Annotated in this window: 20 protein-coding genes; 8 read left to right on the top strand and 12 right to left on the bottom strand. The window is 68.5% G+C overall.

What is annotated here, in order from left to right; all coding sequences use genetic code 11:
- Positions 1–268: 268 nt before the first annotated feature.
- A complete protein-coding gene (locus M2157_RS02710; RefSeq protein ID WP_280864273.1) occupies positions 269–1,879 on the top strand; it encodes an MDR family MFS transporter in 1,611 nt (536 codons plus the stop codon).
- A 131-nt stretch (positions 1,880–2,010) separates the two neighbouring features.
- Here the strand turns inward: M2157_RS02710 and M2157_RS02705 are convergent, their stop codons facing one another.
- Positions 2,011–2,607: a DUF1269 domain-containing protein gene (locus tag M2157_RS02705; RefSeq protein ID WP_280864272.1), complete on the bottom strand. Its 597-nt coding sequence runs from the start codon at positions 2,605–2,607 to the stop codon at positions 2,011–2,013.
- Positions 2,608–2,753: 146 nt separating this feature from the next.
- Between M2157_RS02705 and M2157_RS02700 the strand changes: the two genes are divergently transcribed.
- The 3 genes from M2157_RS02700 (at position 2,754) to M2157_RS02690 (ending at position 5,390) form a co-directional block, all read left to right on the top strand.
- Positions 2,754–3,338 carry a TetR/AcrR family transcriptional regulator gene (locus tag M2157_RS02700; protein WP_280860143.1) on the top strand — a complete coding sequence of 195 codons (585 nt, stop codon included), beginning with the start codon at positions 2,754–2,756 and terminating at the stop codon, positions 3,336–3,338.
- A gap of 201 nt (positions 3,339–3,539) precedes the next feature.
- Positions 3,540–4,265 carry a TetR/AcrR family transcriptional regulator gene (locus tag M2157_RS02695; protein WP_280864271.1) on the top strand — a complete coding sequence of 242 codons (726 nt, stop codon included), beginning with the start codon at positions 3,540–3,542 and terminating at the stop codon, positions 4,263–4,265.
- Positions 4,266–4,676: 411 nt separating this feature from the next.
- A complete protein-coding gene (locus M2157_RS02690; protein WP_280864270.1) occupies positions 4,677–5,390 on the top strand; it encodes an SDR family oxidoreductase in 714 nt (237 codons plus the stop codon).
- A 172-nt stretch (positions 5,391–5,562) separates the two neighbouring features.
- Here the strand turns inward: M2157_RS02690 and M2157_RS02685 are convergent, their stop codons facing one another.
- On the bottom strand, positions 5,563–5,862 hold the full coding sequence (locus M2157_RS02685) for an iron-containing alcohol dehydrogenase (RefSeq protein WP_280864269.1): 300 nt from the start codon (positions 5,860–5,862) through the stop codon (positions 5,563–5,565).
- A gap of 381 nt (positions 5,863–6,243) precedes the next feature.
- Between M2157_RS02685 and M2157_RS02675 the strand changes: the two genes are divergently transcribed.
- On the top strand, positions 6,244–6,969 hold the full coding sequence (locus M2157_RS02675) for a TetR family transcriptional regulator (RefSeq protein WP_280864268.1): 726 nt from the start codon (positions 6,244–6,246) through the stop codon (positions 6,967–6,969).
- Positions 6,970–7,207: 238 nt separating this feature from the next.
- Here M2157_RS02675 and M2157_RS02670 read toward each other — a convergent pair whose 3' ends face one another.
- From M2157_RS02670 to M2157_RS02625, 10 genes are all read right to left on the bottom strand, one after another.
- Positions 7,208–8,158, bottom strand: a complete 951-nt coding sequence (locus tag M2157_RS02670; RefSeq protein ID WP_280860134.1) for a PDR/VanB family oxidoreductase — start codon at positions 8,156–8,158, stop codon at positions 7,208–7,210.
- 14 nt (positions 8,159–8,172) lie between these two features.
- The gene (locus tag M2157_RS02665) at positions 8,173–9,465 is read right to left on the bottom strand and encodes a Rieske 2Fe-2S domain-containing protein (protein ID WP_280868156.1); all 1,293 of its coding nucleotides are present in this window, start codon (positions 9,463–9,465) and stop codon (positions 8,173–8,175) included.
- A gap of 1,111 nt (positions 9,466–10,576) precedes the next feature.
- Positions 10,577–11,458: an oxidoreductase gene (locus M2157_RS02660; RefSeq protein WP_280864267.1), complete on the bottom strand. Its 882-nt coding sequence runs from the start codon at positions 11,456–11,458 to the stop codon at positions 10,577–10,579.
- 34 nt (positions 11,459–11,492) lie between these two features.
- Complete coding sequence (locus M2157_RS02655; protein ID WP_280860132.1) at positions 11,493–12,251, bottom strand: IclR family transcriptional regulator; 759 nt, start codon at positions 12,249–12,251, stop codon at positions 11,493–11,495.
- Between the two features lie 18 nt (positions 12,252–12,269).
- On the bottom strand, positions 12,270–12,650 hold the full coding sequence (locus M2157_RS02650; protein ID WP_280864266.1) for a hypothetical protein: 381 nt from the start codon (positions 12,648–12,650) through the stop codon (positions 12,270–12,272).
- Positions 12,651–12,771: 121 nt separating this feature from the next.
- Positions 12,772–13,962 carry a cytochrome P450 gene (locus M2157_RS02645; protein WP_280864265.1) on the bottom strand — a complete coding sequence of 397 codons (1,191 nt, stop codon included), beginning with the start codon at positions 13,960–13,962 and terminating at the stop codon, positions 12,772–12,774.
- Positions 13,963–13,972: 10 nt separating this feature from the next.
- Positions 13,973–15,115, bottom strand: a complete 1,143-nt coding sequence (locus M2157_RS02640) for an FAD-dependent oxidoreductase (RefSeq protein WP_280864264.1) — start codon at positions 15,113–15,115, stop codon at positions 13,973–13,975.
- On the bottom strand, positions 15,112–15,306 hold the full coding sequence (locus M2157_RS02635; protein WP_280864263.1) for a ferredoxin: 195 nt from the start codon (positions 15,304–15,306) through the stop codon (positions 15,112–15,114). Before M2157_RS02635 ends, M2157_RS02640 begins: the two co-directional genes overlap by 4 nt.
- Positions 15,307–15,977: 671 nt before the next feature.
- On the bottom strand, positions 15,978–18,197 hold the full coding sequence (gene katG, locus M2157_RS02630; protein WP_280864262.1) for a catalase/peroxidase HPI: 2,220 nt from the start codon (positions 18,195–18,197) through the stop codon (positions 15,978–15,980).
- Positions 18,198–18,230: 33 nt separating this feature from the next.
- The gene (locus tag M2157_RS02625; RefSeq protein ID WP_280860127.1) at positions 18,231–18,668 is read right to left on the bottom strand and encodes a Fur family transcriptional regulator; all 438 of its coding nucleotides are present in this window, start codon (positions 18,666–18,668) and stop codon (positions 18,231–18,233) included.
- A 963-nt stretch (positions 18,669–19,631) separates the two neighbouring features.
- Here M2157_RS02625 and M2157_RS02620 point away from each other — a divergent pair.
- The 3 genes from M2157_RS02620 to M2157_RS02610 all read left to right on the top strand — a co-directional run bounded on the left by M2157_RS02620 (position 19,632) and on the right by M2157_RS02610 (position 22,465).
- Entirely contained in the window at positions 19,632–20,054 is a 423-nt protein-coding gene (locus tag M2157_RS02620) for a heme-binding protein (RefSeq protein ID WP_280864261.1), read from the top strand.
- Positions 20,055–20,156: 102 nt separating this feature from the next.
- Positions 20,157–21,386 carry an alpha-hydroxy acid oxidase gene (locus M2157_RS02615; protein ID WP_280864260.1) on the top strand — a complete coding sequence of 410 codons (1,230 nt, stop codon included), beginning with the start codon at positions 20,157–20,159 and terminating at the stop codon, positions 21,384–21,386.
- 326 nt (positions 21,387–21,712) lie between these two features.
- Positions 21,713–22,465: a dienelactone hydrolase family protein gene (locus M2157_RS02610; protein ID WP_280860124.1), complete on the top strand. Its 753-nt coding sequence runs from the start codon at positions 21,713–21,715 to the stop codon at positions 22,463–22,465.
- Positions 22,466–22,500 lie beyond the last annotated feature (35 nt).

Below are 22,500 nucleotides of genomic sequence, written 5' to 3'. Positions count from 1 at the left end.
CACGCATGCCGGTGGCTTCCACGTCACCGGCGTAGCCCTCCAAGCCGGCGATGTGGCCTCCAACAGCGGCTCGGCGGCGGCCGAAGGTCTCTGACCGCCGCGCTTTTCCTGACCGCCGTGCGCACCGGCCATGGAGCGCTGGGCGAGCCATGAGTCCGCCAGTGACGAGGACGCACGTTCTGCTGCCCCGCGACGGTCGGTACGACCACGTGCGCGCCCGACCGTTTCGTGTTCCCTCGCCCTCATCCATCCACCTAAGGAGCTTCCCTTGAGCGACTCAAACGCGGCTGTGGAGGCGGAGGAACACAGCTCCTCCGGGACCCCCCGCCGCTTCGGCCTCATATTCGCCGCCCTCATGGCCGCGATGCTGCTCGGGTCCCTGGACCAGACGATCGTCAGCACCGCACTGCCGACCATCGTCGGCGAGCTGCACGGCGTGAACCACATGGCGTGGGTGACCACCGCGTACATCCTCGCGGCCACCATCGCCATGCCCGTCTACGGTCGGCTCGGCGACCTGCTCGGCCACAAGGCACTGTTCCTCGGCGGCATCGGTGTCTTCCTCGCCGGCTCCGTGGTCGCGGGCGCGGCGCAGGACATGACCGTGCTGATCATCGGCCGGGCCGTACAGGGTCTGGGCGGTGGTGGGCTGATGATCACCTCGCAGGCGGTCATCGCCGACCTGGTCCCGCCGCGCCAACGCGCGAAATACATGGCCCCCATGGGTGCCGTCTTCGGCTTGTCCTCCGTCATCGGACCGCTGCTCGGGGGCTGGTTTACCGACGGCATCGGCTGGCGCTGGTGTTTCTGGATCAACCTGCCGGTCGGCGCCCTGGCCCTCGCCGTCGGCGCGTACGCCCTGCGCGTGCCGCGCAGAGCCGTCAAGGTCGTCTTCGACTACGTCGGCTTCGCCCTCATGGCGGCTGCGGTGACCTGCACGGTCCTGGTGACCACGTGGGGCGGCACGGAGTATGCCTGGTCCGACCCGCTGATCATCGGCATGGCCGTCGGCGGCCTGCTGACCTGGGTCCTGTTCTTCTTCTCCCAGAGCCGTGCCGCGGAGCCGATCATCCCGCTCTGGCTGTTCCGCAGCCGGATCTTCAACACGGCCACCCTGATCGGGCTCCTGGTCGTCGGCATCGGCATGTTCGCCATCATCGGCTACCTGCCCACGTACTTGCAGATGGTGTACGGCCTCAGCGCCACCGAGTCCGGGCTGCTGCTCATCCCCATGGTGGTCGGCATGATGGCCACCGCCCTGCCGTCCGGACGGCTGATGAGCAGCACGGGCCGCTACAAGATCTTCCCCATCGTCGGCACGGTCTTGGTGTGTGCCGCCGCGCTGCTGATGTCGACCCTGGACACCGAGACCTCACTGGTCCTGGTCTGCGTCTACGTCTTCCTGCTGGGCGCCGGTCTCGGCGGTACGATGCAGCCTCTGGTCCTGGCCGTGCAGAACGACTTTCCCGCCTCCGACGTCGGCACCGCGACCTCCGCCAACAACTTCTTCCGCGAGATCGGCTCCACCCTCGGCACCGCGGCCGTCGGCTCGGTGTTCGCCCACCGCCTCGCCGACCAGCTCGCCGAACGCCTCCCGGCCGGCGCCGCCGGCCCGGTCGGCGACACCCACTCGCTCACCCCGGCCCTGGTCCACTCCCTCCCGGACAAGATCCAGGACGCGGTGATCCTGTCCTACCAGCACGCCCTGACACCGGTCTTCCGCTACCTGGTCCCCGTGTTCCTCATCGGCCTTGTCCTCGCCTTCCTCCTCCCGGAGAAGAAGCTCGCCGACGGCAGCGATCCCGAGGCGACGCCGGCCACCCAGCCCGGTGAGACGGGGCCGGACATTGCTGAGGTATCGGCGCCGACAGGGCAGTGAGCCGCACGCGTCCGTCACCGGACCGGGGACGGGCAACTGTTGCCGGACAGAACCCCGGGTGACAGCGGTGAGGGCGGGCCATCACGGGCCCGCCCTCACCATACGGAGCAGCGGGGAGCTGCCCGCGTCGTTTATGCGGTGGCCTGCTGCGGCGGTGTCGCGCCGCCCTTCCTCGACTTCTTCTCGGCGCGCTCGCGCTCACGCCGCTGCTTCGCCTCCTCCCTCCTGCTCCGGTCAGCGGCCTCTTCCATGGCCTTCAGTTCGGTGCGGAGGGAGTCGGCGGGGCGGCGTTCGAGGACGGCGTCGTAGCGCATGGCCAGCTGGTCCAGGGCCTGGGTGTCGGACTCCCTGACCTCGGCCAGGATGGCCGTGCCGCCCGGCGGTACCTGCTGGGCGAAGACGCCGACGGCGGTGGTGGCCTGTTCGGCCCGCTTGTAGTCGTGGCCTCCCCCGATCAGCGCGCCGACGCCCCAGCCCATCAGCACGCCGAGGGGTCCGCCGAGGATGCCGACGAGCGAGCCGACCAGCCCGCCGACCGCGGTGTTCCTCCCCTCCTCGCCGTCCATGCCCTCGGGGACGCGCACCGCGCCGTCCTGGAGGCGCTCGACCAGGACGGCGGCACGGACCTCGGTCGTGGCGGGGCTGAGGTACTTCAGTTCGCTGAGCGCCTGATACGCGGCGGCGCGGTCGGCGAAGCGCAGGGCAACGGCGTTCTCGTTCACGGACATGAGCTCTCTCCTTGGGCCGGCAGGTCTCCCCGACCTACGGCCGGTGGTGCCTGGGTTGGCGAGGTCTCCCTCATCTGTGAGACAGTATGTATCGGAGAGAGGTTGTGAGTCAAGTTGTCTCACAGAAGTCTGGAAGAGGTGTCCCGATGCCCCGTATCAACGACGACCCCCGCGCCCGCCGCAGCCGCGCAGCCGCATTGATCGCAGCCACTGAACTCCTCGTCGAAGGAGGGCCCGAACGCGTCACTCACGCCGCCGTCGCCGAACGGGCCGGAGTCGGCCGCGCCACCGTCTACCGGCACTGGCCCGACCAGCAGGCCCTCCTCTTCGACGCACTCGCCAACGACGTCCGCCCTCTGCTCACCTTCGGCGAAGGCCCGATCCGCCACCAACTGGTGAGCCAGCTTGAACACATGGCCGAGTGGCTCAACCAACCCGTCGCCGTGTCGGTCATCGCCACCATCGTCGAGCGGGCCGAGCGGGACGAGGACGTGCGGCGCATCCGCGAAGAGATGTTCGGCCACGCCGACAAGCACTTCGCGGGCGCGCTCGCCGCCGCTGTCGAACGCGGCGAATTCCGTCCCGGCGTCGAGGAACACGCCAGAGAAGTGGTTGCCCGGATTCTCGGTCCCCTGCTGTTCCAGCGGTTCATGCTCGGTGCGCGACTCGACAAGGACATGGTGATCGGCTCGGTCGACGCCGCGCTCGCTCCCTGGCTGCCGAACGCGTGATGGCCCGATCTGGAGCGGGCCGTCACGCATGTTGCTCGAAGAGCTCGGGGGAGTGTGCTCCTGACATCGGCGGCAGAGCCAGGCAGGTGGCCGCCGGTGCCGCTCACAGGAGCTAGCCCCTGCGGGATCAGGGGGACCGCGGTCCGCTCATGTTGTGCTGGTCGGGCCGGGTGGATCGGGGAGGGCGGTTATATTCGGAGGGTGATCGACAAGGATGGGCGTGCTTCTGAGTCGGCGGGGCGGCGGCGTCATCGGCGCTCGGCTGATCCCAGCCGTCGGCATGATCCGGAGCTGACGCGTCAGAGCATCATGGACGCGGCGAACGAGGAGTTCGGCGAGCACGGCTTCAAGGGAGCCCGTGTGGAGCGGATCGCTGCCGCGGCCGGTGTGAACCATTCGTTGATCACCTACCATTTCGGTGGCAAGCAGGGTCTTTACGATGCTGTCACCGAGCGGTGGATCACCAAGGGCGCGACCATGATGAGCGGTGCGGAGCCGTTCGCCGAGATCGTCCGGGACTTCGTGCGCTGGGAGCACGACGAGAAGGTGTCGATCATCCGCACGCTGGTCCGCGGGGAACTCGACGGCAAGCCTCCGCCTCCCGAGGCGTGGGCGGCCCGGCTGCTCGATGTCGTCGACGAAACCCGCAGAAGGCAGGCCAGGGGTGAGATCCGGGCCGATCTGGATGTCGGCGCGTTGACGCTGGCGTTCTTCACCGCGGCGATGGCGCCGGAGATCCTGCCGCAGCTGACCGCGACCGTCACGGGTGCGGATCCGGCTTCCGCGGAGTTCATCGACCGCTATGCCGAACAACTGGCCCGCCTGGTCCATACACTCGTCGAAGTTCCCCAGGACGGACCGGGGAACCGGACGGTCCCCCCGCAGAGCGCCGGCGAGACGCAGGCCGAGGACCACCCCGGCAACTGACACCGCCCCAACTCCGTGCAGTTCATGAGAGCTTGAGGGCATCGACCTGGTGTTCGTTCGTTCCCTTTGATGCGTCCCTTTGATGGGACAGGGGCTGGCGTGGGCGACGTCTGAACGGAGCGTGCGAAACGCTTTCCGTTGAATGGAATCCGCCGTGTCGCCGCAAGCGGAAGCCACGCATCATGACCGGCAAGGGGCTGCGTCGCATGCCTGGCTGCGGGGTGGAGTGCGTTGTTCGTCGAGGACACGGCGTTCGGTCGCTCCCGCCGATCGAGCCCGGGGAACGCGCGCAGGGCCACTGGTCTTGAGGGGCCGCGCGGATGGCTGTGCGGGCAGCACTCACGGATATCTCCGGCCCCACGGAAAGGGAGTTGAGTCATGGCGGGACGTCTGGCGGGAAGAATTGCCGTGGTGACCGGCGGCAGTGCCGGAATCGGTCAGGAGATCGCCCGAAAGCTGTCGTCCGAAGGGGCCGACATCGCGGTTGCCGATGTCGACGCGGCGGACGATACGCAGGGGGCTGTCGAAGGGTACGGGCGGCGGTTCATCAGCGCGAAGGTCGACGTCTCCGACGAGGCTCAGGTGAATGCCTTCGCCGCGGAGGTCCGGGATGCGCTCGGCCCAGTCGACATCCTCGTGAACAACGCGGGCATCGTGCCCTTCGCCGGCATCGACGACGTGACGTTCGAGCAGTGGAGCCGGACCTTCGCGGTCAACGTGACCGGAGCCTTCTTGATGGCCAAGGCATTTCTCGAGGACCTCAGGCAGTCCACCGCCGGTCGAGTGATCAACATAACGTCCGGGAGCTACTGGGTGAGCCCGCCACCATTTGTCGCGTACGTCTCCTCCAAGGGTGCCCTCAACGGGTTCACCAACGTGCTGGCGGCCAACCTCGCGGAACACAATGTGACGGTCAACGCGGTCGCTCCCAGTCTGGTCCCCACAGCCGCGGCGCTCCGGAGCGCGGACGAGGCGTTCTTCGACATGACCGTACAGATGCAGGATCTGAAGCGACGACAGAGTCCGACGGACGTCGCCAACACGGTGGCGTTCCTCGCCTCCGACGACGCCGCGTTCATCACCGGCCAGATCCTCGCCGTCGACGGAGGGCTCACGCGTCGCTGACAGCACACCTTCGTAGCGCGCGTTTCCGTTATCCGTAAGACAAGGAGGTGGCCGGAGGAGGTCCCACAGCCTCCGGCCACCAGATGCTCATCGCCGGTCGCGGGTTGGGCGGGGAGCAGCGGCCAGAACGCTGTCGATCACGGCTTTGATGCCCTCGCGCGACAGCCCCAGATCACGGAGCGGACGGCGGCTGCCGGTGCGGTTGTACAGGTCGGAAAGGCCGTCCAGCGCGTTGGCTGTGCCAAGACCGTGGGGAAGCAGGCGCGTTGAACGCGAGAACATAGGGCAGTGCCGCGGCGTGCAGTGTGGTGTGGGGGAGAACGAACGCGCCGCCGAGCTCGTGGCACACCTCGTGGTGCATCCCGGGACCAGCCGAGGCCGACCCCCCGGGGTGTGCGCCGAGCTGCTGGTGGGAAGGCGCCGTGAGTTGGCGTCCGCGGCTACGGCGTACCGCAGGTGCCGGCCGGTTCATCTGCTCCGCTTCCGGTGCGAGAACGCCGAGTGCCGCGACGAACCGGCCCTTGCGTCGAAGGCCGGCGCGACGGCCGACGGTGATCCGGCTGTGAGTTCACCTTGTGAGTAGCCGATCCGTGCGTCCCGCACCTTGACCAGTTCGGTTTCCAGTCCTCCGGGGCCGGTTGTCGTTCGCGTGGTGCACCGACACAGCGACGCGGACGCCGGGGCGGCGGGCACGTCCGCCGTCCCTGGATCGAGCCGCTGCTCACCGGGGAGACAGGACACGGCCAGTGCCGCTCGCCCCAGTGGCGACACGCTGGCCGCAATCCGTCGGTCCGTCCGCTCATGTTGTGCTGGTCGGGCCGGGTGGATCGGGGAGGGCGGTTATATTCGGAGGGTGATCGACAAGGATGGGCGTGCTTCTGAGTCGGCGGGGCGGCGGCGTCATCGGCGCTCGGCTGATCCCAGCCGTCGGCATGATCCGGAGCTGACGCGTCAGAGCATCATGGACGCGGCGAACGAGGAGTTCGGCGAGCACGGCTTCAAGGGAGCCCGTGTGGAGCGGATCGCTGCCGCGGCCGGTGTGAACCATTCGTTGATCACCTACCATTTCGGTGGCAAGCAGGGTCTTTACGATGCTGTCACCGAGCGGTGGATCACCAAGGGCGCGACCATGATGAGCGGTGCGGAGCCGTTCGCCGAGATCGTCCGGGACTTCGTGCGCTGGGAGCACGACGAGAAGGTGTCGATCATCCGCACGCTGGTCCGCGGGGAACTCGACGGCAAGCCTCCGCCTCCCGAGGCGTGGGCGGCCCGGCTGCTCGATGTCGTCGACGAAACCCGCAGAAGGCAGGCCAGGGGTGAGATCCGGGCCGATCTGGATGTCGGCGCGTTGACGCTGGCGTTCTTCACCGCGGCGATGGCGCCGGAGATCCTGCCGCAGCTGGCCGCGACCGTCACGGGTGCGGATCCGGCTTCCGCGGAGTTCATCGACCGCTATGCCGAACAACTGGCCCGCCTGGTCCATACACTCGTCGAAGTTCCCCAGGACGGACCGGGGAACCGGACGGTCCCCCCGCAGGGCGCCGGCGAGACGCAGGCCGAGGACCACCCCGGCAACTGACACCGCCCCAACTGTGTATCCGCGCGGTCGGGAAGTAGGCGACCTGCATCTTCCATGTCGGCCGTGAGTTGGAGGCAGGTCTCCGCGCCGCCGACATGCTCTGCTGCGGCGTGCGTCAGTCGGCGGCGCATCGCGTGCGGCACAGCGGCGGTCACGGCTTCGAGTCACGCGGCTTCAGCCCGTTCGACGGCGGTGACACTTCTGTCCGGTGCGGTCGGCGGGATGGTGGGTGATTCGTTCACAGGTCCAGCTCCAGGATGGGGGAGTGCGCTCGGGACGAGCAGGTCGCGAACATGCCTTCTGCACGCTCGTCGGCGGTGAGCACCTCATCGCGATGGTCGGGGTCGCCCGCCAGTACCCGCACGACGCAGTCCCCGCAGATCCCCTGCTGACATGAGTACGGCGCGTCCACGCCCTTCTCCAGCAGCACATCCAGCACGCTGCGCCCCTCGGGGACGAGGTACTCGTCCCCTGTCGAGGCCAGTCGCACGGTGAAGCCGCCCGAGCCGGCTGTACCGGATTCCGAGACGGGCCGAGCGCTGCTGAACCGCTCCTTGTGCAGGACATGCGGTGGCCAGCCCAGCGCCTCGGCCTGGCCCAGCACGTAGTCCATGAACCCCGCAGGACCACAGACGTAGGCCGCCGTGTCCAGGTACGGACCGCCAAGGTCACGTTCCATGTCCAGCATCTGCTCCGGGTGCTCGTCATCGAAGTGAAAGGCGACGCGGGGGTTGCCTGTCAGCTCCGACACGAAGGCCGCGCGAGCGCGGCTGCGGGCACAGTAATGAAGCGTGTAGTCGCCGCCCGCCTGCTCGAGATGGCGCACCATCGCCAGCAGAGGCGTGATCCCGATGCCTCCTGCGATCAGCAGGTGCCGCTGGGCCGTGACGAGGGGGAAGCGGTTGCGCGGCGCCGAGATCCGCAGCCGGTCGCCCACCCTGAGCGCGTGCATCGCCCGCGAACCGCCGCGGGACCGGGGCTCGTTCAGCACGGCCAGGCGGTACCGTCCGCTCTCGGGCGGCCCGCACAGCGAGTACTGGCGGACCAGTCCCGAGTCGGTCAGCACGTCGATGTGCGCGCCCGCGGTGTAGGCCGGGAATTCGGCCCCCTCGCCCGGGGCGAGGTCGATCACCGCGACATCCGGGGTCGCGAGGAAGTGGGAGACCACCACCGCTTCCGTCCACGTCACGGCCGGGTTCCCCCTCAGGCTCCGGTCGCGGGAACAGCCGCCGCGGTGTCTTCCACTGCCCCCGTGGACACCGTGTACACCCCGGAGTCCACATGGCGCGGCGGTTCCTCGGCCATGCTCACGTTCAACGGGTCCCGGCCGGCCTCCACGTCGTCGATCATGGACTTCAGCATCCTGCGGAGCATCACCACGCCACGGTCGGTGGTCGCCAGGGTCTCCTCGGAGTGCATCGGGATCGCTCCCTGAGAGCCCTGTGCCTCACCGTCACCGGGGAAGCGCTGACGGTCCTCTTCTGTCAGTTCCCAGGGGTCCTTGCCGTTCTGCTTGAGGCCGAAGGCGAACCGGGCCAGACGCTCGGGATCGCTGGCGCGGATGGAGAAGAACACCCGGTGATGGGTGTCATCCATCGGGACGACCCACATGATGTGGTCGGGCCGCTTGTCGGTGGGCAGGTCCACGTAGTCCGGCAGCCCGAAGACGTTCGGCATGTGAAGTTCCACGCGGAAGGTCCGCAGCCGCGGGTCGCCGTTCTCCGCCTTGTCCCGGATGAGCTCGTCGTACTTCGCTCCGAACTCCGTCCTGGTGTACGTGATGCTGTCCTGGAAGCCGTCGGGATCGTAGAAGTTCTCGGGAAGTCCGGTGGTCCCCGTTCCCAGGGCCTGGAAGCCGCTGTGCGTGGAGTGCAGCCAGCTGACGTGCGAGGGGTCGAGCGCGTTCTCGTACATGTTCAGCCAGCTGAAGTCGGACACCAGACCGGTCGGGGGCAGCCCGGGAATCGGCCACTCGGCGTAGTACTGGTCGCCCTCCTCCAGGGGTTCCAGGGCCGTGTAACGGGGGAGGACGGGCTTGCGCTCGGGCGGTCCCATGTAGACGAACACGAGGCCGTACCGCTCCTCGACCGGGTACCACGGCTGGTGCGCGGCGTCGCGGCGGCGGCCACGGTCGGGTTCGAGGGCCTGCTCCAGGCAGTTCCCCCGGACGTCGAACTTCCAGCCGTGGTAGCAGCAGCGGATGCCGTCCTGCTCGACACGACCGAAGAACAGGCTGCTGCCGCGGTGCGCGCACCGCTCGAAGACGACGCCGGGCCGGCCCTGACCGTCACGGAAGACGATCAGGTTCTCGCCCAGGACGCGCGTACGGTGCGGAACGTCGCTGGTGAGCGTCGCCGACGTCGCGATCGGGTGCCAGTACCGCCGCAGCAGCTCACCCATCGGCGTGCCAGGGCCGACTTCGGCCAGCCGTGCGTCGTATGACGGTGCCTTGCGGCCGTAACCGGTACCGGTGTCCGCAGGAGTTGTTTCAGTCATGTCGATCTCCTCGACGTTGAGGGACAGCGAAATGCCGACGGAAATGTCGTCACCGTCGGCTTCCAGCGCCACGGTGAGTAGTCCTCCGGCGAGTGGGAGGTTCTTCAGGTGTTCCGCCCGTCGCAGGGCACATCGGCGAGCCGGGTTCGGATGGGCACTGGCCACGGTCATGGGCCCGGGGACCCTGCTGGCACTGCTACGGCCGGCGCGGCGACGTCGGCACGATGCCCTTGCTCAGATGTATGCGGTTCGGTGAATGGCAGGCATACCAGAGCTCTTGGCGCAGGTGCCGGTCGAAGAGCAGACCGGGGTGAGGACAACACCCCGTCTCCCGGCGCCCGTTGCATCACGCGACGACCAAGGATTCGCAGTGTCGACGTGGTTCGGTCCGGTGCCGTCGGAACCGACCACGACCTTCCTGACATCGCCGCGATGGACCACGACGTCGGCGGCTCGTTCGCTCTCGGTGGCACTGTGCGCGATGCCGTAACTGAGCGGTTCCCTCATGGCGTTACCTCTCCTCGGGCGGAATCGCGGATTCCCGGCCGGGTCGCACTTGTGTGCTGCTGATCAGGTTCACTGGGGGTTTCGGACCTCGCGCGGCTCCATGCTGTGGAGCTCGCGACACCTGTGACCACAGGGGGATGGACAGCCGGCGACGCGGCGCTGTCGGGCAGGCCTTCGTCGACCGCCCTACCTCTGCTCGAACGGCAACATAGCACCGCGAAGTCCCTTTGCTAATACTTCTGACAAAAGTTTGTCAGAAAATTCGCTCGGGTCGACGGCTCGGGTGGCCGCTCGGTCCAGGACGCGCGATCTCTTCAGAGGCCATGTGCCTGCTTGGCTCCCCTGCCAGAACTTTCGGCACTCGTCCGCAGAGTGATGGGACGCCGCTGACGGCATCTCACGTCGAGGGTGGCTCATGCAGATTCGTCGTCGACGGCATGCGTGAGCTGAGCGGGTCTGAACTCCCGCGTCAGCCGCTCAAGTACGCAGGGCTCAGCCGCTCCGCGACGTCGGCCCGGCCGAGCGCAATGGGCCGCGCCCGCCGCCGACGCCGTACCCACCGCGGCGTCGGCCGGTCGGCCGCCCACCCGCAGCGTCCACGAGTTCAACTCGAGCGAGGACTCATGACGAAGCTTGTATCGGTCAGTTCCTCGGACAGTGCCCAAAGGCGCCCCGCCGCCGCCGGATCGCTCGCCGCCGCGGTCGGGCTGACCAGTGCCGGGCCGCCGCGCATCCCGGAGATGCCGTCCGGGCCGACGTAACTCGCACCGGGAAGGTCCTCGGTCGCTGCGAAGAGCGTCGGCAGGGCACCGGCCTCGGCATCCTGCGCGACCAGCCGGATGAACGTGCGCAGCATCGGGTTCGGGGTGCGCAGCAGATTTGTCGCCGCGAGGCCGGGATGCGCGGCGAGCGCACGCACGGGTGATCCGATCTCGCTGAGCCGTCGCTGCAATTCCAGCGTGAAGAGCAGGTTTGCCAGCTTGGACTGGCCGTAGGCCTTCCGGGCGTTGTAGGCACCGGTGAGGTTCGGGTTGTCGAAGTCGATTCCGCTCACCCACCGGTGCGCGGCGGCAGAGACCGTCACGACGCGGTCGGTGATGTGTGGCAGCAGCAGATTGGTGAGCGCGAAGTGGCCGAGGTGGTTGGTGCCGAAGTGCGTTTCGAAGCCGTCCTTGGTGCGTCCCTCCGGTGCCATCATCACGCCCGCGTTGTTGATCAGCAGGTCGAGGTCGCCGTCCCAGGAGGCGGCGAACTGGCGCACTGACGCGAGGTCGGCGAGGTCGAGGCGGCGGACCTCGTGGCTGCCCGGGACCGCGGCCGCGGCCTCCCTGCCCTTGTCGAGGTCGCGCACGGCGAGCACTACGTGCGCGCCGGCCTTCCCCAGCGCCTGGGCTGTAGGTATGCCCAGGCCACTGTTCGCGCCGGTGACGACCGCGGTGCGGCCGGTCAGGTCAGGCATGTGGCTGGTCTGCCAGCTGGCGGACATCGGTTGCTCTTTTCGCTTCAGTGGTGGGAGAGCGTCACGTGCTGGTGGGAAGGCGCCGTGAGATGGCGTCCGCGGCTCGGCGCACCGCGGGTGCCAGCCGGTCCACCTGCTCCGCTTCCGGTGCCAGTACGCCGAGTGCAGCGACGAACCGGCCCTCGGCGTCGAAGACCGGCGCGGCGACCGACGCTGTTCCCGCCGTGAGTTCACCTTGTGAATATCCGATCCGTGCGTCCCGCACCTTGATCAGCTCGACGGCCAGTCTGCCGGGGTCGGCGATCGTCCTTGCGGTGTACCGGCGCAGCGATGCGGACTGCAGGACGGTGCGGACGCCGGCGTCGTCGGAGTAGGCCAGAATCACCTTTCCCACGCCGGTCGCGTGCAGGGGGAGGCCGCCGGCCACCTCCGCCACGTTGACGACCGCCCGGGGACCGCTGACCTTGTCGACGCACACGGCCTGATGGTGGCCGGCGACGGCGAGGTGAACGACGGTGTGGGTACGGCCCGCGAGTGACTGCATGACTGGGCGTGCCGCGCGGCGCAGGCCACGCTGTCGTGGTGCAGCGGAGCCGAGTTCCCACAGAGCGGTTCCGATCTGGAGGGTGCCGTCGTCGTTCCGCTCCAGGGCGCCTTCGGCTATCAGTTCGCGTGTCAGCCGGTGGGCGGTCGCCACCGGGATCTGTGACCGGCGTGCGAGGTCCGTGAGCGTCACCGGGGCGGTGCCGTGTTGGCAGGCATGCAGAATCGCGAAGACACGGCTTGTGCTGCTACGGCCCGGCTCATTGGAGGTGGGCATGATTTCGCCGGTGACAGCTCAGGCCGCTCGAAGGCGGAGCAGTCGGTGATCGGCCTTGGAGGACGTGGGCGCGACGATGGCGCGGACACGCTTCTCAGGATCGCCCACGTGCCCCCAGCCGACGGTGCCCTTGGTGCCGGGCTCGGCGTACTGGGCGAACACACCGAGTACTTCTCGCCCCATGAGCTCGTGCCCGGAGTCGCTTACCTCGCCCCGCCAGGCCTTGACCGGGCTGTGGTAGCAACCGGAGATCGTGATCCGCGCACCCGTCCTGCGCCCCACGAACTCGGCGTCCACGTCGAGGATCGCGGCATGGACCTCGCCCGAGATCGTCCGGGGCCCTTGGATCGCACAGCAGATTTCGCCCGACATGTTCTGCCGCAGCGTGGTTTCAGTCATGTCCGTCTCCTCGACGTTGAGGGAGAGTGAATTGCAGGCGGACGTCACAGCCTTCGGGGCTCTTCGGAGAAGTTCGTCACCGGAGTCCGTCAGGAGCGGAGTCGGGGCGCTGCGGTGAACCTCAGAGCACGACGTCGAGTCGAGCCGGGCGGCGGGTCAGCAGGAGGCCCTCAGGCGCCTCGCGGTGGTAACCGGGGACGAGCCGTAGTCCGGGGAAGCGTTCCAGCAGGTGTTCCAGGACGACGCGGGCCTGCAGCCGGGCCAGTGGTGCGCCGAGGCAGGTGTGGATGCCGTACCCGAAGGCCATGGTGGTGGCCTGTCCCGCCGGGCGGTCGAGAGAGAAGTCCGCGGCGTCGGGGCCCCAGGCCCGTTCGTCCCAGTTGGCCGACTGCAGACTGACGGCCAGGCGGTCGCCGGGTTTGACGGGGCATCCGGAGATCTCCCGCTCCTGTTTCACGGTGCGCAGCACGTACTGCAGGGGTGCGTCGTGGCGCAGTGACTCCTCGATCGCCGTGGGTATGAGGGACCGGTCGGCGAGCAGCCGTTCCCAGTGACTGTGGTCGGCGAGCAGTTCGTGGAGGAGGTTGGTGATCAGACTGGCGGTGGTGTCCGTGGCGGCCACGATCAGCTGGAAGGCGTGGATGACGGCTTCGGCCGGAGTGAGCTGCGGCTCGCCGTCGGCTGGGTGCGCGAGAACGTCCAGGACGCCATCCCCGGTGACCGGGGCGGCGGCCCGGGCGGCGAACTGCTCTCCGAGGTAGCGGGTGAGTGCCACGAACTCCGGCATGTCGATCGGCATCTTCGGGAGGATGTCGTCGATCGCGTCGGCCCACTGGTGCAGGCGCTCCCAGTCCTCCTCCGGCAGACCGAGGAAGGCGTACACCACCCGGGTCGGTACCTGACGGGCCAGGTCGTGGTGGAGCTCGGCCTTCTCGCCCGGCTGCCACGCGTCGAGGACGTCGGACACTATCTCGCGGACGCGCGGTTCCTGCTTGCGGATCACGGCCGGAGCGAACCAGCGCCTGAGACGGGCGCGCAGTGCCGTGTGGTCGGGCGGGTCCAACTGGGTGATCGTGGCAGCCGGCAGGTCGGCGGTCGTGGCGGCGCCTTCCAGGGCGAAGTTGTCGACGGACGAGTACGTCTCGGGGGCGGTGAGGACGTCTCGTACGTCGTCGTGGCGGGCGAGGAAGTGCACGCCGGGGCGTGGCTGGGACACCGGACAGCGGTCGCGGGCTTCGGCGAGCCGCGCCGCGGGATCGGCGTGGTGGGCTGGATCGAGTGGATCGTAGGGGGCGAGGTGCGGGAGCGTCATGGTCGCGTCCTTACCTATGGGCTTTCGTCCGGGCAGGTACCGGTGCTGGTACTCCGGCTCCGAGGCGCTTGAGTTTGACGACGGGAAGTCGGTGATTGACGGCTACGGCGGTGGCTGTGCCGCGGTCGTGGCGCCATCTGAGCAGAACACTGCGGTCGTCCACCGATCCGGCGACGACTTCGGGGGCTCCGGCGAGCGGGAGTTCGCCGCTGATCTTGATGTCGAGTCCGAACTGCTCGGTCCAGAAGTAGGGGTCCGGCCGGTACGGTCGCGCCGCCTCGCCGTGCAGCAGGCTTGCCGCGGCCATACGGCCTTGCTCGACGGCGTTGGTCCAGTGGGGAGTTCGACGTCCCTCGCGAGATACGACGTCTCCGGCGGCGACGATGCCGGGAGCTACGCGGCAGCGAGCGTCGGCGACCAGGCCGCCGGCGGCGTCCAGACGGAGGCCGGAGTCCTTCAGCCAGTCGGTGTTGGGTACGTCGCCCACCGCGCAGACGATCACGTCGGCCTCCAGAACCGACTTCCCGCAGCGCACACGGTGCTCATCGAGTACGTCGACGCCGTCCGGTGCGACCCGGACCTGTATGCCGTGGTCACGGGCGGCCGCGACGGCGAGATCGGCCAGCCACGGCCCGAGCAGCCTGAGCAGCGGCGGGAGGAGGTCGACGACGGTGACCTCCAGGCCGAGTGCGCGGCAGGTGCCTGCGACCTCCATGCCGAGGAAGCCACCGCCCAGGACGACCGCACTGCGGGCCTGGGTCAGCCGGGCGGCGAGGGTCGAGGCCTCGTCCAGAGTGCGCACCACCAGGTCGCTGTCACCGGTGAGGCGGCGTGCCCGGGCGCCAGTGGCGATCACCAGCCCGTCGTACGGAACGTCGGTGCCGTCGGCCGTTGTCACCAGGCGGCGGTGCGTGTCGAGCCGCGCTGCCCGTGATCCGGCGCGGAACTCGATGTCCTCGCTCGGGAGCGGCAGCAGGGCCGACTCCACGGACTCCCGGCCTGCCAACACGCCTTTCGAGAGGGGAACGCGCGAGTAGGGCGGATGAGGCTCCTCGGACACAACGGTCACCTGACCGTCGTAGCCCTCGGTGCGTAGGCTTTGCGCCGCCGTGACGGCGGCAATGGACCCACCGACCACGACGATCCGTCTCACGGCTGGACCTTCAACGCCGCGACGGGACATACCCGAACCGCGGCCGCGACGACGCTCTCGTGTTCCGCGACCACCTCGTCACTGGTCAGGTGCAACTCGCCCTCGTCGTCGAGCCGGAACACCCCGGGCGCGGTCTGCTCGCACAGCCCATGGCCCTCGCAGCGGTCGAAGTCCACCACGATGCGGGTCATCTCAATGTCCCTTCACGCGTACGGTCGGAGGTCGGCAAGCCTGGAACCAGCCCGGCGGCGCGGCTTCGCTCCCTGTAAGAACCGCTCGATCAGACGAGGATGAGGGCGACGTCTCTTCGGGAACCGTGGGCGGCGCCGTGGACCAGGAGGTGCGTCTACGTGCTCGCAGTGACCAGTGTGTCGAACAGCCTGCGGCGCGGCGCGCGATGCCGTGACTCGGGGAGGCCTTCATGACGTTGCCCTTTCGTCGGGCGGCATCGTGGGTTCTCGGCCGGCGAGCACGCGCGTGCCGCTGACGAGGTCCGGACGGGGATTTGCGCCTCGTGCACCTGCGTGGGTGTGGTGTGCCCGATGCCGCTCTGTCCGCAGGGGATGACAGCCGACCGTGCGGGTCTGTCGAGCGGCCGTACCGGCCGCCCCACCTCTGCTTGACCGGCAACGTAGCACCGAGATGGCGCTTTGATTAATACCTTCGACAAAAGTTTGTCAGAGAGGTCTGCTGCGGGACGAGGCTGGAGGGCGGTGGCCCGGACCTCGCGATCGCCACCTGTTGGCAGAGCGGGGCCTGTCGCCGCGTACCTGGCCTCGCCCCTCGTCGGCGAGGCCGTCAGCACATGCGAATCGTCAGGGTCGGCACGTGCCGGCCGACCCTGACGTCGTGATCGAAACGGTCAGACGAGGTCGAACCGGTCGAGGTTCATGACCTTGTCCCACGCCGAGACGAAGTCCTTGACGAACTTCTCCTTCGCGTCGTCGCTCGCGTAGACCTCCGCGAGCGCGCGCAGCTCCGAGTTGGACCCGAAGACCAGGTCGGCACGGGTGCCGGTCCACTTGACCGCACCGGAGGCGTCTCTGCCCTCGAAGCTCGTCCTGTCCTCGGAGGCCGACGTCCACGTCGTGCTCATGTCGAGCAGGTTGACGAAGAAGTCGTTGGTCAACTTGCCCGGGGTGTCGGTGAGGACGCCCGGTTTCGAGCCGCCGTAGTTGGCGCCGAGCACGCGCAGGCCACCGACCAGGACCGTCATCTCGGGGGCGCTCAGGGTGAGCAGGTTCGCCTTGTCGAGCAGCAGGTACTCGGCCGGCAGGCGGTTGCCCTTGCCGAGGTAGTTGCGGAAGCCGTCCGCTGTCGGCTCCAGCGCCGCGAAGGACTCCACGTCGGTGTGCTCCTCGGTCGCGTCCACGCGACCCGGGGTGAAGGGCACCTCGATGTCGAAGCCCGCGCCCTCGGCGGCCTTCTCCACGGCCGCCGAGCCGCCGAGCACGATCAGGTCGGCCAGGGAGACCTTCTTGGCGCCGGTGTTGAACTCCTGCTGGATATTCTCCAGGGTGTGCAGGACCGTCGCGAGCTGCTCGGGGTCGTTGACCTCCCAGCCGCGCTGCGGCTCCAGGCGGATGCGGGCGCCGTTGGCGCCGCCGCGCTTGTCGCTGCCGCGGTACGTCGCGGCCGACGCCCACGCGGTGGAGACCAACTGTGCGACGGTCAGGCCCGAGTCGAGGAGCTTGGCCTTGAGGGCCGCGATGTCCGCGGCGCCGACCACCTCACCCTCTGGCTCCGGCAGCGGGTCCTGCCACAGCAGAGTTTCCTCGGGGACCTCCGGGCCGAGGTACAGCGACTTCGGGCCCAGGTCACGGTGGGTCAGCTTGTACCAGGCGCGGGCGAAGGCGTCCGCGAACTCCTGGGGGTTCTCGAGGAAGCGGCGGGAGATCGGCTCGTAGATCGGGTCGAAGCGTAGCGACAGGTCGGTGGTGAGCATGTTGGGGGCGATCTTCTTCGAGGAGTCGTGGGCGTGCGGCACCGTGCCCGCGCCCGCGCTGTCCTTCGGCTTCCACTGCTTGGCGCCGGCCGGGCTCTCGGTCAGCTCCCACTCGTAGCCGAAGAGGTTCTCGAAGAAGCTGTTGTCCCACTGCGTGGGCGTGCTGGTCCAGGTGACCTCCGGTCCGCCGGAGATGGTGTGCGTGCCCTTGCCGGTGCCGAAGCTGCTTTTCCAGCCGAGGCCCTGCTCCTCCATGGAGGCGGCCTCCGGGGCGGCGCCGACGTGATGCGCGGGGCCGGCGCCATGGGTCTTGCCGAAGGTGTGGCCGCCCGCGATCAGCGCGACGGTCTCCTCGTCGTTCATCGCCATGCGGCGGAACGTCTCGCGTATGTCGCGGGCCGCGGCGATCGGGTCCGGGTTGCCGTTCGGGCCCTCGGGGTTGACGTAGATGAGTCCCATCTGGACGGCGCCGAGCGGGTTCTCCAGCTCGCGGTCGCCGGTGTAGCGCTGGTCGTCGAGCCAGGTGGTCTCGGGACCCCAGTACACGTCCTCCTCCGGTTCCCAGACATCCGCACGGCCGCCGCCGAAGCCGAAGGTCTCGAAGCCCATGGTCTCCAGCGCGACGTTGCCGGCGAGGATCATGAGGTCGGCCCAGGAGACACTCTGCCCGTACTTCTTCTTCACCGGCCACAGCAGACGGCGGGCCTTGTCGAGGTTGGCGTTGTCCGGCCAGCTGTTCAGCGGGGCGAAGCGCTGCTGGCCGGTTCCGGCACCGCCGCGGCCGTCGCTGATGCGGTAGGTGCCCGCGCTGTGCCAGGCCATCCGGATCATCAGTGGGCCGTAGTTGCCGAAGTCGGCAGGCCACCAGTCCTGCGAGGTGGTCAGCACCTCGGCGATGTCTCGCTTGACGGCCGCCAGGTCGAGGGCCTCGAACGCCTCGGCATAGTCGAACTCATCATGGAAAGGGTTGGCCACGGCCGGGTTCTTCGCAAGGATCTTCAGGTTGAGCCGCTCCGGCCACCACTGGCGGTTGCCACCGCCCTGGGTCGGGTGCGGGGCGCGCCCGTGCGCCACCGGGCACTCTCCGGTGCCTTCCGTTTTGGCGTCGGTGACGATCGCATCGGGGTTCTCGGACATGCAGAGTCCTTCCGGATGTTCGGATCTCGGTGCTCAGATACTGCTGGCGGGGGAACAGTCGGGGCACAAGCCCCAGTACATGACCTCGGCCTCGTCGATGGAGAAGCCGCGGTCATCGGACGCGGTCAGACAGAGGGCATCGCCGACCGCGCAGTCGACGTCGGCGACGGCTCCGCACGACCGGCACACGAGGTGGTGGTGGTTGTCCCCGACGCGGCCCTCGAACAGGGCGCGACTGCCGGCCGGTTCGACACGGCGTATGAGTCGCGCCGCGGAGAGCGCGTGGAGGGCTTCGTAGACGGCTTGAAGAGAGATATGGCCCAGGCGATCACGCGCCCCGCAGGCGATCGCCTCGACGCCGAGGTGGTCACCGGCCCGGACGGTCTCGAGCAGCGCGACCCGGGCGGCCGTCACTCGCAGGCCGGCATGGCGCAGCTCCTCTGCCGTGCCCGGATTCTGGGATGTGGTCATGACGCCGGATCTACTTCCATGAAGTCAGTGAACGAATGGTTCAAGGTTGGTGCGTCGCGTCAGACGATGTTCATGTCGGCGTGGCATCACGTGCCGCCTGCAGTCGGCGGCTACCGTCCGCTCACTCGTGGGGGGCCGGCGAAGATCGGGGTCTTCCGAGCCGGAATCGTCAGCGAGGAGCGGAGTTGGGACATCAGGTTGGGCATCTCCCGGCCTGCGAAGTGGATGGCTGTGGGGACCGGGTGGCTGGAGCAGATCGGCCGGCCGGGGGTGGTGAGCCTCGGCGGCCGAACAGTTGCCGGGCGACGACCAAAAGCGCGTTCGCCTCTTCCTCGTCGATGGCGGCCAGGCCCAACCAGTGCGCGGACGCTCCACCTCGATGCGCCAGGGATTCATGATCGAAACGCAATGCTCCCACTCCTCGTCGCTCGCCGACGGGGCACTGACTCGTGCGGCTTCGGCGGCATGATGGCGAACAACACACGGGGAACGATCGATGAGCGACGGTGCCGCTTGCTCCGCCGTCGTTCGCGGACCACCGATAGCAACCATAGCGTTCCTGACAAAAGTTTGTCAGAACTGTTCAGTGAAGCGAATTGCGGTGCTACGTTGTTCACGAAGCGGAAGTGGGGCGGTTGGTGATCCCCCGTCCGGCGGCACCGAGTCCTCGGTACGTCGTCCTCTGAGAGCGTGACGATGGCGGAACCTCGCCGTGAGCGGGGACACGACTACGTCTTGGTCGGTGCGGTAGCAGTTGGGCTTGTTCGGCGGCTTTCGGCCGTTCTGGCCCTGATCCCATTCGCCCGACGGCGGCCGGCCGAGCGGCACACCGATGCCCTTGCCGGCTCCGGCGGTCAACGACAACGCCACCGTCATCGTTGGCGCCGGGAGGCGCGCGAACTTACCACTCTTGAGCGCACGAAACCGGTCGTGAGTCCGGTAACACGCAGGGAAGGGAACGATATGAGGGAACCGTTGAGCTATGAGATCGCGCGCCGGGCCGCGGAGGCGGTCCTTGAAGCGGCACGCGCCGAGGGTGAGCGGGTTTGCGTCTCTGTGACCAACCGGAGCGGTATCACCAAGGTCATACTCGCTGACGACGGCGCTGGGCCGATCGCCGTCGAGACGTCTCGCCTCAAGGCTTACACGGCCGCGGTGATGGGCGTATCGACCGCCGAGTTCGCCAAGTTCGCCGCGGAGCCGGTACTGCAGGCGTGCCCGCCTCATCTGGTGGACAGCCAGCTGCACCCGGTGCCGGGGGGATACCCGATCGTCACGGACGACGGCGAAGTCATCGGCGGCATCGGGGTGGGCGGGGCTCATGGAGAGGTCGACGCTCGTGTCGTCGGCGAGGGGCTGAAGAGCGTCGCCGACCTACTGACCTGAGGGATGACCGCAGCTGGAGAAGAGGGCGCTTGGGGACGTCCTCGTGGGCAGGGTATGGCACGCGATATGCCCAGGGCGTGCCGGCAGAAGGGATGAATCACATTGACCGCGAAGGTGCACCGTCGGCTGCTGCGCCCAGCCGAGCTTCGTGAGCTGTTGCGCCCCGCTCCGATCCAACTCAACGGCCTGGAAAGGCAATTGGCGCGAGCGGCTTCCATCGCCGACCTTCGCGCGCTCGCGCGACGACGGGCGCCCAGGGCGGTCTTCGATTTCGCCGACGGAGGGGCCGGCGTGGGTGAACTCGCGCTGCGTCGAGCTCGTGAGACGTTCCGGCGCATCGAGTTCCATCCTTCGGCGCTGCGGGACGTCTCCCGTGTGAGCGCGGAGACGATGATCCTTGGCAAGCCGTCCGCCCAGCCTTTCGCGTTCGCTCCCACGGGTCTTACTCGCATGATGCACACCGGAGGGGAACGAGCCGTCGTCGCCGCCGCGGAGAAGGCCGGGATTCCCTACGCCCTCTCCATGATGGGCAGCACCACGATCGAGGAAACCGCGAGGGCGGGCCCTCGGGCGCGGAAGTGGTTCCAGCTGTTTCTGTGGCGGGATCGGGGCCGCGTCAAGGATCTGGTCGACCGTGCGGCCGCGGCCGGGTACGACACGTTGATACTCACCGTGGACACCCCGGTCGCCGGGACGCGGCTGCGCGATGTCCACAACGGGCTCACCGTGCCGCAGCAGCTCACGCTGCGCACCTTCGTCAACGGTGCCCTTCACCCTCGCTACTGGTTCGATCTGCTGACCACTGAGCCACTCACCTTCGCCAACGTGGCTGCTTCCGAGGGCACGGTCGCCGACCAGATCGACCGCGTCTTCGATCCCGCGATCACGATCGCCGACCTCGAATGGCTCCGCGGCCACTGGCAGGGCAGTCTTGCGGTCAAGGGTATTCAGTCGGTGTCCGATGCCCAGCGGGTGGTGGACGCCGGTGCGGACGGCGTCGTGCTCTCCAGCCACGGCGGGCGGCAGCTGGACCGCGCCCCCGTACCGGTCGAGTTGGTCCCCGCGGTGCGCGAGCGGTTGGACGGGCAGGCCGAAATCCTGGTCGACACGGGTATGACGACCGGTGCTGACATCGTGGCCGCCCTGGCGCTGGGCGCCGACGCCGCGCTGGTGGGTCGTGCTTTCCTCTATGGCCTCATGGCCGGCGGTCAGCGCGGAGTCGCTCGTGCCGTGGAGATCCTGTCGCGTGAGGTCGTCCAGACCATGGCACTGCTCGGGGTCAACAGCGTCACCGAACTACGCCCGGAGCAGGTCTCGATCCGCTTCCCGTGACCACAGGTGCGAGCGCCCCAGGCGCGTAAAGGCGAGACGATCGAGCCGGACCCTGCCCCGCTCCCACGGTGCCGACCACGTAGGGGCTGTGCCTGCCTGCCCCCTCGTCCGGTCGAACCCGGCTGCCTGCGCCGGTCACCGCCGCTGCCTCATTGGTACGTCCGGTCGGCCCGGACCGTCACCGCCGGGCCCTGGCGCTCTCGTCACCGCGTGGCCCTGGCGGAGGACAGGCCGCCTGCGCCGTAACAGGGCGGCTGCCTTGGGGCCCTGAGGGTGACCCACTTACTGACAACTGTCCATGAAGCTCGGTAGAGAGTAGTGAGAGTATGGCCGACGAGATCAGTACCCCCAGCGCTGCCGGCGTCCCGTTCACCGGTGAGAACGTCACTGTGGCCGGGCTGAACGCCTATCAATCACGCCCGCTGGGAGACTCCACAGGTGGCATGTTGCTGTTGCCCAGTGTCAGCGGGATCTCTCCGCAGTTGCGCGAGTTCGCCGACGGCCTGGCCGCCGCCGGAGTCACCGCGCTGTCCTGGGACCTCTGGCGCGGTCGGCCGGGCAGCGATGACCTGTCACAGCTGGAGACCCAGTTGCAGTGGGTGTCGGAGCTGAATGACGAGTCCAGTCTGACCGAAATGGATCAGCTGCTCGACCACATGTTTGACGAGCTCGGCTGCCGACAGGTCGGTGTGATGGGCTGGTGCGTGGGCGGTCGGTTCGCGCTGCTGCTCGGCGGACGGAACAGCCGGTTGGCGAACGTGGTCGCCTATCACCCCACCGTGCCGGACACCCCGGCTCCGAACCACACCCTGGATGCCACGGAGTTCACTGCCCGGATCGCCGCGCCTGCCATGATCCTCTACCCAGGGGCGGACGAGGTGGTGTCGGTCGAGAGCTTCCGCCGGCTGCAGGCCGCTCTGAACTCGCGGACCACCGGGCCGAGCATCACGCATGTCTACCCTGGCGCCGGGCACGGCTTCACGGGCCGGGCACAGCAAGGCGATCCGGTCAACAAGGCGGCCACCGACCTGTCCTGGCCCCAGGTCATCGCGTTCATCCGGGCCACCACCCTCGTCTGAGCGGATTCGTTCCCGCGCCTCGTCGGTGTCTTCTG

The sequence above is a fragment of the Streptomyces sp. SAI-127 genome, from assembly GCF_029894425.1.
GTDB lineage: Bacteria > Actinomycetota > Actinomycetes > Streptomycetales > Streptomycetaceae > Streptomyces.
This window is presented reverse-complemented; position numbering and strand designations above follow the sequence as displayed.